This is a genomic window from Endozoicomonas sp. G2_1, from assembly GCF_017744155.1.
GTDB lineage: Bacteria > Pseudomonadota > Gammaproteobacteria > Enterobacterales > Alteromonadaceae > JAGHQT01.
On the sequence record NZ_JAGHQT010000017.1, the window covers coordinates 58,927 to 74,407 of the forward strand.

A 15,481-nucleotide genomic window follows, 5' to 3' on the forward strand; every position below is an offset into this window, starting at 1 on the left:
AAGCACCCATTAGGCTTTGGCTTTTTGCGCTTGTTCTTGCTGCTGTTGAATGCGTGCTTTTTTCTCTGCCTTGCGCGCTTCTAAGTTTTTAGCGGCGTCAAAACCAATGTGAGCTTGACCGCGTTGCTTTGCTAGTTCCATTTGTTTTTCACGTTCGGCGTAACGGGCGCGTTGTTCGTCGGTTACACGGTCGAAACAGTGGTGACAGCTAACACCTTTTTGATATTGCTCGCGCTCTTTGTCGGCTTCTAAAATAGGCATACGACAGGCGTGACATTGGTCGTATTTACCAGCGTTTAGGTCGTGGTCGACGGTTACGCGATCGTCAAAGACGAAACACTCGCCTTCCCACATGGTATCACTGCTTGGTACTTCTTCTAAGTATTTTAAAATACCGCCTTCGAGGTGATAAACCTCTTCAAAGCCTTGTTCCTTCATGTATGCTGTTGATTTTTCACAGCGAATACCACCAGTACAGAACATGGCGACCTTCTTGTGTTTACTCGGATCCATGTTTTCTTTGGTCCAAGCAGGGAATTCACGGAAGGTTTTAGTGTTTGGAGCTACTGCGTTTTTAAAGGTGCCTATTTGCACTTCGTAGTCGTTGCGGGTGTCGACGACAAAAACCTCAGGATCAGAAATCAGCGCATTCCAGTCTTTTGGTTTTACATAAGTGCCGACAACATGACGAGGATCAATGCCTTCAACACCCATAGTCACAATTTCTTTTTTCAATTTAACTTTTGAACGCTTAAATGGTGCTTCATCAGTGTAAGATTCTTTGTAAGAAACGTCGCTTAAACGCTCATCGCTTTTTAGCCAAGCTAATACTGCGTCAATACCTGCGCGTGGGCCAGCAATGGTGCCATTAATGCCTTCAAGGGCTAGTAACAAAGTACCGCGAACTTGGTTGGCGACCATAGTATTGAGTAGTGGTTGGCGTAAATCTTCAAAGTTTTCAAGAGCAACGAATTTATATAGGGCACAGACGACGTACTGTGGTTGATGAGTATCAGACATAGATTTTCCTCTAGCTAACTGGAACGTAAAACCAGTGCGTTAAAATGAGCGGCGATTATAGCGATTTGTCAAAATTTTGCAAAGTTTGACAGCTGAAAACAACAGGGGAATTGGTACGAGATAAAAAAGCGGCCAACGAAAAGTTTTGGGGCGCTCGCCGCTTGGAGGAAGTAGGTTAAATGGCTGTACTTTGCAGCAAACCACTTTTTTGATTTTTTCTGGGGTTTAGGCTTTTTTGCGCAGCTTTACTAATGCTTTTTTCATGCTTTTTCGTAGATAAAGCGCTAGCAAGCCACCTATAGCGAGCAGTCCTGTGCTGCCGCCACCTGAGTCAGAACTTGAATTATTGTTGCCATTATTTGAACCGCCACCAAGAGATGTATTTCTTGCTGGTGTTAAGCCACTTGCCGTAGTGTTCGATGAATCGACGATAACAATATTGTTAATGGTGACAAAGTTTTCTTGTCCGGGGACATAATTTGAATCAGCACATTGCGCCACGGTGGTGCCTGGCATAGGAATATTGTTACAAATTGGCAAACCAGCGATGCGATCAACCACTGTCATACCGTCGCCAATGACTTGGCCAAAGGCCGTAAAACCGCCGTTTTGGCGATCTAGGTTAGCACTGTTGTCGGCGAGATTAAAAAACCACTGGCTGGTTGCACTATTGACATTGCCAGCCACTTTGGCCATCGATATTGTGCCTCTGACATTTGAAAATACGGGCTCATTTTGAATCGGTTGTAACGTTGCTATTGGTGTTAATGGCAGTTGCCCTTGAAATGAAAAACCGCCACCTTGAACGACAAAACGACTGACACTGCGATGAATAACCGTGTTGTTGTAGTTGCCATTATTGATGTAACTGAGAAAGTTTGCCACCGTAATTGGTGTATTTTGATCGTATAAATTAACTTGAAAGTTACCTTGAGAGGTTTGAAATTCTACGATTGTCGCATGACTTGCTGCACTAAACGCGACGCCTGACGCTAAAATGACAGTTTTTGCCAATTTACCGAAGTTTTTGTATGACATATGAACAAAGCCCGTAAAGAGTTGAATAGAAAACGAGACAACTATACAAGCATTAAAATTCAACGTCAGTTACAAATTGTATCTGTGATGAAATTGTGAAAATTTATGCTTGTGTGTGAATTTGACGAATAAAAAAGGGTGCTAACTGCACCCTTTAAAATTACTTGATTGTTTACGTGTTATTTTACTCGCATACCCGGCTGTGCGCCTTCTTCAGGATTGAGGATCCACAAATCTTTACCGCCAGGGCCTGCCGCTAATACCATGCCTTCTGACATACCAAAGCGCATTTTACGCGGTGCCAAGTTGGCGACCATTACGGTGAGTTTGCCTTCTAAATCTTCTGGTTGGTAGGCTGATTTTATTCCAGCAAATACTTGGCGGGTTTCACCGCCGAGGTCTAGTTCTAAGCGCAGCAGTTTATCTGCTTTTTCAACGTGCTCAGCTTTGACAATTTTAGCGACTCGTAAATCAATTTTCGCGAAATCGTCAAATTGAATCTCTGGTGCAATTGGATCATCAGCTAACTGCGTTTTTGTTTTTGAGGCTACAGGCGTTGCTGTTTTTGCTGCTTCTTGCAAACTTTCTTTTGATGCTTCAACCATAGTGTTAATTTTATCCATATCTACGCGCTGCATCAGTGCCTTAAACTTGTTGATTTTGTGGTTAGACAACAAGGTTTTGTGACCATCCCACAGGAGTTCGTCATTTAAAAACGCTTCTGTGCTTTCGGCGAGCTTCGGCAATACTGGTTTTAAGTAGATCATCAGGGTGCGGAATAAGTTGATACCCAATGAGCAAATATTGTGGACGTCAGCTTGTTTACTTTCGTCTTTAATCAACTGCCAAGGTTCTTTAACTGCGATGTATTCGTTAACCTTGTCGGCTAAGGCCATGATTTCACGCATTGCTTTACCAAAGTCACGGGCTTCGTATAATTCAGCAAGTTTGTCACCAGCAGCCATGACTTCGTCAGCCAGTGCTTGATCGTCAACTGTACTTGATAAAACACCGTCGAAACGCTTGGTGATAAAGCTAGCACAACGCGAGGCAATATTGACCACTTTGCCAACTAGGTCTGAATTTACGCGTTGGGCAAAGTCTTCAAGGTTTAAGTCTAAATCATCGATACGGCTAGTGAGTTTAGCTGCGTAGTAGTAGCGCAAGTACTCAGGGTTTAAGTGCTCTAAATAAGTACGGCCTTTAATAAAGGTGCCTTTTGATTTAGACATTTTTGCGCCGTTAACCGTGACAAAACCGTGGGCGTACACTGACGTTGGCTTGCGTAAACCAGCGCCTTCTAACATGGCTGGCCAGAATAAGCTGTGGAAGTAAATAATATCTTTGCCGATAAAGTGGTATAGCTCAGCGTCGGAGTTTTTGTTCCAGTAGCTGTCAAAGTCGATATTTTCGCGATCACACAAGTTTTTGAATGCGCCCATATAGCCAATTGGCGCATCTAACCAAACGTAAAAATATTTGCCCGGTGCGTTAGGGATTTCAAAGCCGAAGTATGGTGCATCGCGACTGATGTCCCACTGTTGTAGACCTTGCTCGAACCACTCAGCGAGTTTGTTGGCCATTTCTTCTTGTAATGAGCCACTGCGGGTCCAGTCTTTCAGCATTTGTTCAAACGCTGGTAAATCAAAGAAGTAGTGTTCAGAATCTCGCAGTACTGGCGTTGCTCCCGATACCACAGAACGCGGGTTAATCACTTCGGTCGGTGAGTAAGTTGCGCCACAGTTGTCGCAGCTATCGCCGTTTTCATCTTCGCTCTTACACTTAGGACAAGTACCTTTAACAAAGCGATCTGGCAAGAACATGCCTTTTTCTGGATCGTAAAGCTGAGAAATGGTACGCGTTTTAATGTAGCCGTTGTCGTGCAACTTGTTGTAAATCTCATGCGAAAACGCTTCGTTTTCTGGGCTATGAGTTGAGTGATAATTGTCAAAACTAATATGGAAGTCGGCAAAGTCAGCCATGTGCTCTTCGCGAACACCTGCAATCATTTGCTCAGGAGAAACACCTAACTCTTGTGCTTTAAGCATAATTGGCGTGCCGTGGGCGTCGTCGGCACACACAAAATAGGTTTCGTGGCCGCGCATGCGCTGGAAGCGCACCCAAATATCGGTTTGAATATGCTCTAATAAATGCCCTAAATGAATAGAACCGTTAGCGTACGGCAGGGCACAAGTGACAAGAATTTTACGTTTTTCTGAAGTCATGTATGGTTGCGTTAATTTTGATGGTAATTGTGCGGTGAATGGTACAGAATTTACCTGTATTTTTCATTAATAATTTTCCCTTGTTGGCGAGAAAGCGCTGCATAAAGTTGCTGTGCCTTCCGCTTATTATTCGAAGAGGCGCATTTGTTTAGTTTTTTCTCTAAAAAATCGGCAAAAAATAACCAAAAAAATAAAGACAACATTCAAGTTAAGCGACCGTTAAATAATGATGCTCAAAACTCTGAATACGAGCTTGTTAAACTTGTGTTGGCAGTTCTTGAACAGTATCGCAGTGAGACCTTTCCCAACGGCGTGTTGACTGAGTCATTACAGCAAATTGTTGAATCTCAGCAACCATTAATCTTGAAATTGGTATTACCGTTTCCCTGCGCTGGCGAGTTGGTTGAGATTAGTCAATCGCTATCGCAGCAGTTTGAACAAGAGATATTGATTGTCGCCGATTATCACGTTAACAGTGTTCGAGGCCATAATATTAAAGGCGTAAAGAATATCGTCGCGATTTCGTCGGGCAAAGGCGGTGTTGGTAAATCGACCACGGCAGTTAACTTGGCGTATGCCTTGATGGCCGAAGGGGCAAGTGTTGGTATTTTAGATGCGGATATTTATGGTCCGTCAATTCCAACCATGCTCGGTTTACAAGATGCCAAGCCAGACTCTAAAGATGGCAAATTGATGGAGCCGCTTGATGCCAATGGCCTAAAAGCAATGTCGATTGGCTTTTTAGTGCCAGACAGTGACGCAACTGTTTGGCGCGGGCCGATGGCGAGTTCGGCGTTTAATCAATTATTAAATGAAACCAACTGGCCAGAGCTAGATTATTTGTTGATTGATATGCCACCGGGCACAGGTGACATTCAATTAACGTTGGCGCAAAAGGTGCCAGTAGCAGGTGCCACAGTGGTAACTACTCCACAAGATATTGCCTTAGCTGACGCGGTAAAAGGCATTAGCATGTTTAACAAGGTTAAAGTGCCGGTATTGGGAATTGTTGAGAATATGAGTTACCACATTTGTGAAAATTGTGGCCATGAAGCACATATTTTCGGCTGTGGTGGTGGCAGCGATATCGCCGATAGTTATCAAGTACCTTTGCTTGGCCAATTACCGTTAGATATTGCTATTCGCACCGACGCCGATTTGGGCGTTAATACAATAATTGAAAATAGCACTGGTGATATTGCGCTAAGATACCGTAAAATAGCCCGCAACATGGCAGCGAAGTTGTACCAACAGCTTGATATGCGCAGTGTCAATACGCCTGAGGTAGTGACCAAAAACTGATGTCTTTTTGTGAGTATGACGAGAATTTCAGCGCTGGTGACATCTAGGGCTTACAATAGTGGCCTAAAACAATGGCCAACAAAAATAGCCAAACCGATAGTAACGGACAATAAGAAAACTAATAACAAAAGAAACGCATTATGAGACTAGCCGATAAAGACATAGAACAGTATTTAGCACAGGGAAAAATAGTGATTGAACCTATGCCTGATAGCTCGATGATTTCAGGCGTTAGTGTCGATATTCGCTTGGGTAATGAGTTTCGCGTATTTAAGGATCACACTGCACCGTACATTGATTTAAGCGGCCCGCGTGAACAGGTGCAAAAAGCGATGAACTCAGTGATGAGTGAAGAAATTGTGATTCCAGACGGCGAAGCTTTCTTCTTGCACCCGGGTGAATTAGCTCTTGCGGTGACCTATGAAGCAGTAACTTTACCGGCTGATATTGTCGGCTGGTTGGACGGCCGTTCATCGTTAGCGCGTTTGGGCTTGATGGTGCACGTAACCGCGCACCGCATAGATCCGGGTTGGTCTGGTCAAATCGTGTTAGAGTTTTATAACAGTGGTAAGTTACCTTTGGCACTTAGACCTAAAATGAAAATTGCCGCACTGAATTTTGAAACGATGTCAGCAGAAGCTGATCGCCCATACAACAAGCGAGTCGATGCAAAATACAAAGGTCAAACAGGTGCTGTTGCCAGTCGTATAAGTGAAGACGATTCCAGTAAATAACTTATACGTTTTGTTATCGCAGACGTTGTTAACCAGCTAACTGAAAATAATGCCAGCCTAGCCGCTGGCATTTTTGTATGTAGAACCTGCTAATATGCGTTTTTAAAGGTGGTGAAGCCTCTGTTTATGTTACTCGTGTTAGCGGTTTGTTTCCGATAGCTTTAACTTATCGAGCGGACTACAAACACTGTTAGCCCCTTGTTGCAACACATGCGTGTATATTTGTGTTGTGCGTAAATCACTGTGGCCTAGTTGTTCTTGCACTGTACGGATGTCAGCACCGGATTGCAGTAAATGAGTTGCAAATGAGTGACGCAAAGTGTGACAAGTAACATCTTTGACAAAGCCTAAGCGTTTACTCACTGCTCTTATTGTTCGCTGAATTTTCTGTTCGCCAATATGATGTCGGCGTAGGTACTTTGACTCAGGATCGATACTGAGTTTTTGGGCGGGAAACAAATAGTGCCAATTAAATTCCATCGGCGCGCTTGGATACTTCTTGGCAAGTGCATATGGCAACCAAACGCCGCGATAATCGGCATTGTCTTTATCTTGCTGATAGTATGAGCTTGCTACCGCTATTTGTTTTTTTAACGGTTCAATGAGCTCTTTTGCCAAGGTTACACGACGATGCTTGCCCCCTTTGCCATGCCATATTTGCAAAGATAAATAATCAAAATCAATATCTTGTACTCGAAGCCTAACAACTTCCATCAGCCGTAAACCACTGCCGTATAAAAGTTTACATGGCAAGGATACCGCTGCAGATATATTGCTGAGTAAACTAGTGACTTCTTCATGAGTTAAAACAACCGGTAACTTCGGTTGGATTGATGTTTTATTAAAATTCAATTCGAGGGTAAGTGGGGTTTGGAGTACTTCTCGATAGAGAAATACTAGCGCATTTAGCACTAACGCTTGTGTTTTTGGGGTAACTTGTTTTTGGTTAGCAAGAAACGATAAAAATAGTTCGACTTCTGCATCGTGACAGGTGACCGGGTGTTGTTTGTTGTTAAAATTTATGAATGCTTTAATCCAATAACAATATGTTTGGACGGTTCTTTTGGCGTATCGTTTTAGATACATTTTTTCTGATACTAAGGTTAAGAATGGCGAGTTCATTAGTAGCTCCTTTACTGTTTTTATATACAGTTTAGGTGCTGTGACGTATTTTATCTAGAAAGACGTCAATATGACGTGTATTTATGGGGAAATACGTCAATATGTGAAAATTACCTTGTTGATTAGTAAGGTAAATATAGTTACAGTGCCAAATAATTAATTTTAACTATTAGCGTTTAATAGGGATGTGGGAACACGTCGCACTGACGTCTAATAAGCTGTTATGTTGCAAGCAAAATATGCGGAAATTTCTAATCTTCGGAACAGGATTGTTGATAGTGGCTTTGCTAGTTGTATTGTTACTATTTTTGACATTTGAAAATGCGATGTCAGGTCAAGCTATCTGGGGAACTAGAGATGGCTCTTTTGTCGTAAAAGGTTTTTCGGCTGTATTGGTAAACTTGGGAATTCTAAGTATTGTTTTAAGCTTTGTTTCATACCTTGCTTACTTAAGTAATCGGCGAGAGCTACTTCATAAACTTTACAATATTTTTGGTGTGTTAAGTACGGTTTTAGTTTTGGTTGGCTTTTTAACGTCAGCAACATAACAAGCTGTTAAAGTGGGACTGCTAAAGTTTGGCTCGGTTTCGCTTCGCTGCACATTTTAGCCAAACTATTATCAGCCCCTTAACAGGGCGTTAGCTGTACAGGGAAATCACATGGAATCAGGTGTTCAAAAAAGATTAAGTCGCAGTAAAACTTTCATTGCTGGTGGTGTTTGCTCAGGATTAGCAGATCACTATGGCTTTCGCAAAGGTGGTGTCCAAGCTGCATTTGTTATTTCTAGCTTGCTCTTAGGTTTTCCTGTTTTAATCTATTTAATTTTGTGGATAATTTTACCTAAAGAGGTTTAGTGCATTTTTGTAATGTACAGCTAACAAGGCAATTAATCGGACGCGTAAAGCTTGGCTCGCGTCACTTCGTTCCTAATTTTAGCCAAGCATTTACTTGCCGTTTATTGCGGCGTTATAAATACCTAAAGGATTGAGTTTGGACGTAACATTCTTCGCAGCAAATAGTGATTGCGATTACAGCAGGTTTGAAGAAATATCTGAGTCCTCAATTTTGGGGGGTGGGTTCTTCACCAAAGATCAAATAAGTGATTTATTAAGTTGCTTTAAGTGTGCCAGTTCTGCGCAAAGTGATTGTCTTTGGTTATTACCTTTAAATTTCTCTGAAGCACTCGCAACAATTGACGATGAAGCGTTGAAAGATATTGCTGTACACTGGTCTGACGAAGTCTCATGGGAAAATACAGATGTTAATTCTATGGATCTAGCAGGTCATGTATTAGAGTTAAAATACGCATACTTACAACATTCAGATAAAAGAATTTTTGCGTTATTTGAGTAAGTATTTATAACAAGCTGTTTAAGTGCGGGACTGCTAAAGTTTGGCTCGGTTTCGCTTCGCTACACATTTTAGCCAAACATTATCAGCCCCTTAACAGGGCGTTATACGCAAAAGGACGTGAAGTAATGAGTTTAATCATGAACGATATAGCACTAAAAATATGTATAGCAATTGTTTCGGCAGGTGTTGCTTATCTTTTCACTTCAAGAAGATCTCTAAAACAAAATGTGTTCGAGTTAAATAAAATTTTCCATTCAGAGAAACTTTTTGAATCAAGAGGTAAAGCAGCATCACTATTGCAATCAAATACAGATAAAAATATTGTGCAATTAGCAAATGAAGATGATTTTTTCCACCTCTCAAGTGTGCTTCATTTTTTTTCAAATATACAAAACCTCAAAGATGGCGGGTTAGTTGATAAAAAACTAACGAAGTGTTTTTTTTCTAGATACTTTAAATATTTCGATAATTACATAAATACCCTTTTTTTAGATGATGGTAGTAATGAAATTCAAGAGTGGCTGCCGATGAAGCAAGAACTGAACAAACTAAGAGATTGGCTTTAATGCGTATAACAAGCGCTTTAACGGGACAAATAAAGCTTAGCTCCCGTCGCTGCGCTCCTAAATTTTAGCTAAGCTAATTATTTGCCCATTAAGCGGGCGTTATACGCATAAGGAGAGTTTTGGTGTTGAAAACTGATCATATACAAATTCAATGCCCAGAATGTGGGCACACTGAATTTGAATACCCTGAAAATGTACAAGATGATGATTTTGTGAAGTGCAACCAATGCAAGTTTGAAGTGATGCTCTGTGATTTAAAAGAAGCAGGTATTGAGCAAGCAAAAGAAGTTGTAATCCCAGAAGCGAAGAAAGAAATAGAGAAGATGCTTAAAAAAGCATTAAAGGGCTTTAAGTGAGTAAGTTTGAAGTTATCAGTACGTTAGTATCTATATTAGCAATTATCATATCTTCAGTTTCTTTAGTTCGTACTCGTAAACTAGCTAAAGAGCAACTTGATCTAGAAAAAATTACAGCCAAATTATCTCAATTGCAAATTGAGAATTTAGCTGAAGAAAAGGCAAATAAAAAAAAGCCAAACTTTAATGTTACTTTATCCAAACTTGGAAAGTCCTATTATTTTTATATTTCTAATACAGGGCAAGGAAGTGCTTATAATTTAAAATTCGAGCTGGTGGACTGTGATGATAGTCCTTTAATATCAAGTGAACTCGAAGATAAATTTCCTCACCCTGAAATGAAAAACAATTCAAGAATTAAGCTAAATGCAGCAATTCATCTGAGCAGCCCTAGAAAATATCAAGTAAAACTAAGTTGGGAAGACTCTAATCAAATAGCATGTGATGAAGTATTTTGGGTTTCATACTAAAATGCGTATAACAAACCAATAAAGTGGGACTGCTAAAGCTTGGCTCGGTTTCGCTTCGCTCCACAAGTATAGCCAAGCATTATCAGCCCCTTATTGGGGCGTTAGCTGTACAAGGAATCATAGAGTATGAAGCGAGATCCTGACTTAATCAGAAAATTACTAATTTTTTGGGAGTCAAAAGAAAGTACAGGTGGCTCTAGAGATATTTGTATTGAGGGCTACAGTAACATTGAAATTATGTATCATTTAGTGCTTATGGATGATGCAGGATTTCTTTATTGTGAGCGCACTTGTTCTTCAACTACACCTGATCGAGTTATAAATGTAACGCCTTTTCATTTAACTTGGAAAGGACATGAATTCTTGGATGCAGCACGTAATGAGAATAATTGGAATAGCGTCAAAAGTACTGTATTGAATAAAACAGGTTCGCTATCTTTTGAAGTTATTAAACAAGTCTTAAATAAATCGGCATTGTCTAGCTTAGGGTTATAGTACAGCTAACAAGCCAATAAAGTGGGACAGCTAAAGCTTGGCTCGGTTCCGCTTCGCTTCACAAGTATAGCCAAGCTTTATCAGCCCCTTATTGGGGCGTTAGGCTAATCATCAACCAAGGAAGTTTAAATGAAGTTTATCGGATCTTTATTTCTTTTTGTTTTGAGTTTTTCAGTTCTAGGCAATGAACAAGAAACGATAGAAAATTTTTACGGTACCTTTGGTTACCCTGGGGATAGGTTAATAATCTATCCTGCCAGTCAACAATCAGTGGTTTTTTATATATCTCTTCATAGTGGTCCGCCAAACTACAGTGGTTCATCGATGTTTGGTAAAGCTACATTAAGAGATGGAAAGTTATATCACTCATCATATACGTTTGATAGCGAAGATTATCGATGTGAGTTCGTAATATCAATGGAAAGCAATAAAGCGAAAATTACAATGCTAACTAGTAACAGAAAGTGTGGATTTCTTAGATATGGCTTAGACGGTACATACACTAGAATGTCAAAGACACCAGAAAGTAAAGTTCAAGATAATTTTACTGATTTTGTTTGTTATTTAGAAGATATAGCCAATCAACTACGTGAAACTAATGAAGTAAAAGCACGAAATACTTATTCATGTGCCAAACTTAGAAAAAATAATTAAGTTCGTGTGTATTAGCCTAACAAGCCACTTAAAAGGACAAATAACAGTTGGTTTTGCTCCTTCGTCGCTTATTTTAACCAACTATTATTTGCCTCTTAGTGAGGCGTTAGCTGTACAGGGAAATCACATGGAATCAGGTGTTCAAAAAAGATTAAGTCGCAGTAAAACTTTCATTGCTGGTGGTGTTTGCTCAGGATTAGCAGATCACTATGGCTTTCGCAAAGGTGGTGTCCAAGCTGCATTTGTTATTTCTAGCTTGCTCTTAGGTTTTCCTGTTTTAATCTATTTAATTTTGTGGTTAATTTTACCTAAAGAGGTTTAGTGCATTTTTGTAATGTACAGCTAACAAGGTAATTAATCGGACGCGTAAAGCTTGGCTCGCGTCACTTCGTTCCTAATTTTAGCCAAGCATTTACTTGCCGTTTATTGCGGCGTTAACTGTCACCACTAATTCAAGGTAACTTGTTTTTCTGGTTTTTGTGTAAAACTAAAAGTTGGACAGTTGTTGCAAACGAGTTTTCGCCTTTGTTAATTTGGTTGCTCAAACTAACACTGTGCAAAAGGCTCAAATTATGAATTTGGTGTTGTAGTGGCGAGGTGTTGCGGCACTTTGGGTTCAAATGTATTTAACCTTGTTTGTTGCTGATAGTTTTGTTGGTTACAGCAAGCTAGCAGTTAACAAGCAAATTAACGGGACTAATAAAGCTTGGCTCTTTTGCTCGTGCCTCGCTTATTTTAGCCAAAACTTTATTAGCCCATTATTTGGGCGTTATATGCCATGAAAATATTTGCGTTAATTTTAAGTGTTCTTTCATTTTCTAGTTTTGCTGAGGTTAACTTAGTAAAAGTTGATAAGTCTGAAAATAAAATGTACTTACTAGATAATGGAAAAGTGATAAAAGAATATCATGTTGCCTTTGGTGGTTCTCCCAAAGGGCACAAAGAACAAGAAGGTGATCAGAAAACACCGGAAGGTATTTACACTTTGGATTATAAAAAAGAAGATTCTTCCTTTTATCGTGCAATGCATATCAGTTACCCCAATGAAGCCGATTTAGAGAATGCCAAGAGAAAAGGAGTTTCTGCTGGAGGCTTTATCATGGTGCACGGTCAAAGGAATTGGTTAGGCTGGTTGTCTGGAATTACTCAAAATTTTAATTGGACAAACGGTTGCATTGCTTTAACAAATTCAGAGATGGATGAATTTATGGATTTAGTTAAAGTGGGCACAAAAATCCAAATAGAGTGGTAATTGGCATATAACAAGCCAATAAAGCGGGACTGCTAAAGCTTGGCTCGGTTCCGCTTCGCTACACAGTTTAGCCAAGCCTTTATCAGCCCCTTATTGGGGCGTTAGCTGCTTAAGGAGACTCATTTGAAAGTAGACGATATTCGAACATTTATTCCCAGCAAGGACTACGAAGTTTCAAAATCTTTTTATGAAGCCCTAGGCTTTAAAGGGGAGTATGCTTCTGACGATCTTACACTTTTCGAAAATGGTGAATGCTCCTTTTGGCTCCAACGATTTTACAACGAAGAGTTTGCCAATAATTTAATGCTACAGCTTTCGGTATTAGATATTGAAGAAGCATTCAATTTAATATCGAACTTAAAAGGTTTTGACATTAAATTTGAACCAATCAAAGTTGAGCGTTGGGGCAAGGTTGTTTATCTATGGGGACCATCTGGTGAGTTATGGCACGTTACTGAGTTCAGCAGCTAACAAGCGCTTCAACGGGACAAATAAAGCTTAGCTCCCGTCGCTGCGCTCCTAAATTTTAGCTAAGCTAATTATTTGCCCGTTAAGCGAGCGTTAGCTGTAAAGGAGTATCACTTGAAGTTTATTGTGTTAACACTGCTATTATTTACTCCGTTTTTATCTTTTGCTTGCACGTGTTTTTCACCACCACTTGAAGAGTCAGTAAAAGACGCAGACTTTATTTATGTTGGCCAAATCGTTTCTGCACAAATAGACGGTAAAAAACGTGTTTTAAATTATTTGTCGAATATTGAAACTTTAAAAGGCTCACCTGATACCGATGTTTTGGTTTCATATATCGAGGAAGGTATGTGTTCTAACCCTGCGGCAGTCGGGTTCAGATATGTAGTTTTTGGTAAAAAAGGCAATAACCCGACTTTAAACCTGTGTGGAGCAACTCAGCCTCTATCAGATTCAAGTAAGGAACTTGTTGATAATATTAAAAAACTTACAGCTAACAAGCCACTTAAGCAGGACAAATAAAGTTTGGCTCCTCTCGCTTCGCTCGTTATTATAGCCAAAACTTTATTAGCCTCTTAGTGGGGCGTTATATTTCACTACGAATCGAGAAAAAGCTTTTAATCAATTATATGCTTGCCCATGTTGTGGTTACGCAACATTAGCAGAACCAGCAAACTACGAAATTTGTGAAATATGCTTTTGGGAAGATGATGGTCAAGATGATCCTGAGCAAAATGGCTGTTTGGGTGGACCTAATGGAGTCTCTCTCAAGGAAGCTAGGTTTAATTTTATAGTTTTTGGTGCTGCTGAAAAAAAGGACTTAGATTGTGTTCGTGCTGCAAATGAAAGCGATATAAATCTAAGAAACTATAAATTAGTGTACGATGTAATATCAGAATAGAAATATAACAAGCCAATTAAGTGCGGGACTGCTAAAGCTTGGCTCGGTTTCGCTTCGCTTCACAAGTTTAGCCAAGCATTTATCAGCCCCTTATTGGGGCGTTATGTTTACAAGGAACAAAATGAAAACTCTAAGTACCTTTTTATGTTCGAGTCTATTTTTATTTGGTTGCGCAGCCACTAGCGAGACTCCAAAAGGCTGGCTAACTCTTGATGGTAAAGCAATTTCAGACCAAGAAAAATTTAATGCTGCATTAAAAAAATGTGATTACATTCGAGCAGATAGAACTGCAATAGTGGATTTTGACGGTAAAGCGATGCAAGGTCTTTTAGTGGCAAGATTATGCATGGAAAAAGAAGGCTATCAACTTAAAAAGTAAACATAACAAGTGCTTCAAAGGGACAAATAAAGCTTAGCTCCCGTCGCTACGCTCCTAATTTTAGCTAAGCTATTATTTGCCCTTTAAGTGGGCGTTATATTGCTAGGAGGCAGTGATGAAACTTTCAGGAGAATATTATACACCACCGAATAAATGGCAATTTGATGCTATCAAACGTAGATACTTATCTCATGGCGTCAAAGATTCTAATTTGGATATTGAGTCCTTCGAGCGATACGAAGGGATAATTAAAGTTAGGTATTTTCTCAAAGCTATTTCTGAGTGTGTTGTATTTGATGACCCAGCAGCTATTGATATTTCCGTTGATTTCGTCGTTTCACCAGTATATTTTCACTATTCAGGCTATATTAGACAAACCATGGCTCGTAGGCTAAAAAGTGCTACTCTATCTAGTCAGCAAATCACAAAAATTATCAAAGGTGTACAAAGCTTAATATCATCTGGTAAGACTGGTGAGGAGTTTGAGCAAATAAATAAACTTTACCTAAAAGTATCAGCAATATAACAAGCTGTTCAAGTGGGACTGCTAAAGTTTGGCTCGGTTCCGCTTCGCTTCACAAGTATAGCCAAACATTTATCAGCCCCTTAACAGGGCGTTATGTTTACAGGTGATATATGGAGACCTCTAAGTACCTTGGTGGTTTAAAGTTGATTAATGGTTTCCTATTAGGTTTCGTTGTAACTATTTCTTATTTAACGTTCACTTCTGATAGTGGGTATTACTCAGTTTTAACCTTGTTAAAATACAGTGGGATTGCTGGTGGAGTTGTAGGGTTTATCAATTTTGTTCTATATGAATCAAGCTCCTCTGATATGCAAAAAGCTGGTGATGTTGTTGAGCAACTTGACTCTACTTCAGGTTATTCTGATGGTGGTTCTTCTGGTTGTGACTCTGGCGGGCAGTAAACATAACAAGCCAATAAAGCGGGACTGCTAAAGCTTGGCTCGGTTCCGCTTCGCTACACAGTTTAGCCAAGCATTTATCAGCCCCTTATTGGGGCGTTAGGTTTTATGAAGAAAGCACTAATTTCGTTTGGTCTTTTATTGATTGTTTACTTAAATGTGAATGCAATAGTCGGGTTGTTACCCGATAGTGACTTCAAATTAAATTTACGTTTACTAATT

At 39.9% G+C, this 15,481-nt stretch carries 21 protein-coding genes and 1 pseudogene; 18 read left to right on the plus strand and 4 right to left on the minus strand.

Translation table 11 applies throughout. The features are described 5' to 3' along the window. Positions 1-9: 9 nt before the first annotated feature. The 3 genes from J7384_RS15750 to metG all read right to left on the minus strand — a co-directional run bounded on the left by J7384_RS15750 (position 10) and on the right by metG (position 4,283). Positions 10-1,020, minus strand: a complete 1,011-nt coding sequence (locus tag J7384_RS15750) for a rhodanese-related sulfurtransferase (RefSeq protein WP_209115487.1) — start codon at positions 1,018-1,020, stop codon at positions 10-12. Between the two features lie 225 nt (positions 1,021-1,245). After that, a complete protein-coding gene (locus J7384_RS15755; protein ID WP_209115488.1) occupies positions 1,246-2,058 on the minus strand; it encodes a peptidylprolyl isomerase in 813 nt (270 codons plus the stop codon). Between the two features lie 179 nt (positions 2,059-2,237). Then, positions 2,238-4,283: a methionine--tRNA ligase gene (metG, locus tag J7384_RS15760; protein ID WP_209115489.1), complete on the minus strand. Its 2,046-nt coding sequence runs from the start codon at positions 4,281-4,283 to the stop codon at positions 2,238-2,240. A gap of 144 nt (positions 4,284-4,427) precedes the next feature. Here metG and apbC point away from each other — a divergent pair, with 144 nt between their 5' ends. Both apbC and dcd read left to right on the plus strand, forming a co-directional pair. After that, positions 4,428-5,585, plus strand: coding sequence for an iron-sulfur cluster carrier protein ApbC (gene apbC, locus J7384_RS15765; RefSeq protein ID WP_247741827.1), 1,158 nt, complete (start codon positions 4,428-4,430; stop codon positions 5,583-5,585). Positions 5,586-5,725: 140 nt separating this feature from the next. Then, positions 5,726-6,319, plus strand: coding sequence for a dCTP deaminase (dcd, locus tag J7384_RS15770; protein WP_209115490.1), 594 nt, complete (start codon positions 5,726-5,728; stop codon positions 6,317-6,319). A gap of 138 nt (positions 6,320-6,457) precedes the next feature. On the opposite strand, the gene J7384_RS15775 is transcribed toward dcd, so the two are convergent. Continuing rightward, positions 6,458-7,441 (minus strand): integron integrase, encoded by a 984-nt coding sequence (locus tag J7384_RS15775; protein ID WP_209115491.1) that lies wholly within the window; start codon positions 7,439-7,441, stop codon positions 6,458-6,460. Between the two features lie 278 nt (positions 7,442-7,719). On the opposite strand from J7384_RS15775, the gene J7384_RS15780 reads away from it, so the two are divergent. From J7384_RS15780 to J7384_RS15855, 16 genes and pseudogenes are all read left to right on the plus strand, one after another. After that, positions 7,720-7,989 carry a hypothetical protein gene (locus J7384_RS15780; RefSeq protein ID WP_209115492.1) on the plus strand — a complete coding sequence of 90 codons (270 nt, stop codon included), beginning with the start codon at positions 7,720-7,722 and terminating at the stop codon, positions 7,987-7,989. A gap of 111 nt (positions 7,990-8,100) precedes the next feature. Next, a complete protein-coding gene (locus J7384_RS15785) occupies positions 8,101-8,295 on the plus strand; it encodes a PspC domain-containing protein (protein ID WP_209115493.1) in 195 nt (64 codons plus the stop codon). A 136-nt stretch (positions 8,296-8,431) separates the two neighbouring features. Further along, positions 8,432-8,794, plus strand: coding sequence for a hypothetical protein (locus tag J7384_RS15790; RefSeq protein WP_209115494.1), 363 nt, complete (start codon positions 8,432-8,434; stop codon positions 8,792-8,794). 137 nt (positions 8,795-8,931) lie between these two features. Beyond that, complete coding sequence (locus J7384_RS15795) at positions 8,932-9,360, plus strand: hypothetical protein (RefSeq protein WP_209115495.1); 429 nt, start codon at positions 8,932-8,934, stop codon at positions 9,358-9,360. A gap of 122 nt (positions 9,361-9,482) precedes the next feature. After that, a complete protein-coding gene (locus J7384_RS15800) occupies positions 9,483-9,716 on the plus strand; it encodes a hypothetical protein (protein WP_209115496.1) in 234 nt (77 codons plus the stop codon). Beyond that, positions 9,713-10,186, plus strand: a complete 474-nt coding sequence (locus tag J7384_RS15805; protein WP_209115497.1) for a hypothetical protein — start codon at positions 9,713-9,715, stop codon at positions 10,184-10,186. The genes J7384_RS15800 and J7384_RS15805 overlap by 4 nt, the downstream gene beginning before the upstream one ends. A gap of 126 nt (positions 10,187-10,312) precedes the next feature. Further along, complete coding sequence (locus J7384_RS15810; protein ID WP_209115498.1) at positions 10,313-10,681, plus strand: DUF2513 domain-containing protein; 369 nt, start codon at positions 10,313-10,315, stop codon at positions 10,679-10,681. 129 nt (positions 10,682-10,810) lie between these two features. Next, positions 10,811-11,335 (plus strand): hypothetical protein, encoded by a 525-nt coding sequence (locus J7384_RS15815; RefSeq protein ID WP_209115499.1) that lies wholly within the window; start codon positions 10,811-10,813, stop codon positions 11,333-11,335. Positions 11,336-11,462: 127 nt separating this feature from the next. Beyond that, positions 11,463-11,657 carry a PspC domain-containing protein gene (locus tag J7384_RS15820; RefSeq protein ID WP_209115500.1) on the plus strand — a complete coding sequence of 65 codons (195 nt, stop codon included), beginning with the start codon at positions 11,463-11,465 and terminating at the stop codon, positions 11,655-11,657. Between the two features lie 456 nt (positions 11,658-12,113). After that, positions 12,114-12,587, plus strand: coding sequence for a L,D-transpeptidase family protein (locus J7384_RS15825; protein WP_209115501.1), 474 nt, complete (start codon positions 12,114-12,116; stop codon positions 12,585-12,587). Positions 12,588-12,710: 123 nt separating this feature from the next. After that, the gene (locus J7384_RS15830) at positions 12,711-13,058 is read left to right on the plus strand and encodes a hypothetical protein (protein ID WP_209115502.1); all 348 of its coding nucleotides are present in this window, start codon (positions 12,711-12,713) and stop codon (positions 13,056-13,058) included. 111 nt (positions 13,059-13,169) lie between these two features. Beyond that, positions 13,170-13,577 carry a hypothetical protein gene (locus J7384_RS15835; RefSeq protein WP_209115503.1) on the plus strand — a complete coding sequence of 136 codons (408 nt, stop codon included), beginning with the start codon at positions 13,170-13,172 and terminating at the stop codon, positions 13,575-13,577. Positions 13,578-13,695: 118 nt separating this feature from the next. Beyond that, positions 13,696-13,956, plus strand: a pseudogene (locus J7384_RS19725) (CPCC family cysteine-rich protein); the annotation flags it as partial. A gap of 121 nt (positions 13,957-14,077) precedes the next feature. Continuing rightward, positions 14,078-14,335, plus strand: coding sequence for a hypothetical protein (locus J7384_RS15845; protein ID WP_209115504.1), 258 nt, complete (start codon positions 14,078-14,080; stop codon positions 14,333-14,335). Between the two features lie 115 nt (positions 14,336-14,450). Further along, complete coding sequence (locus J7384_RS15850) at positions 14,451-14,861, plus strand: hypothetical protein (protein WP_209115505.1); 411 nt, start codon at positions 14,451-14,453, stop codon at positions 14,859-14,861. Between the two features lie 110 nt (positions 14,862-14,971). Next, positions 14,972-15,262 (plus strand): hypothetical protein, encoded by a 291-nt coding sequence (locus J7384_RS15855; RefSeq protein ID WP_209115506.1) that lies wholly within the window; start codon positions 14,972-14,974, stop codon positions 15,260-15,262. The last annotated feature ends 219 nt before the right edge of the window (positions 15,263-15,481 follow it).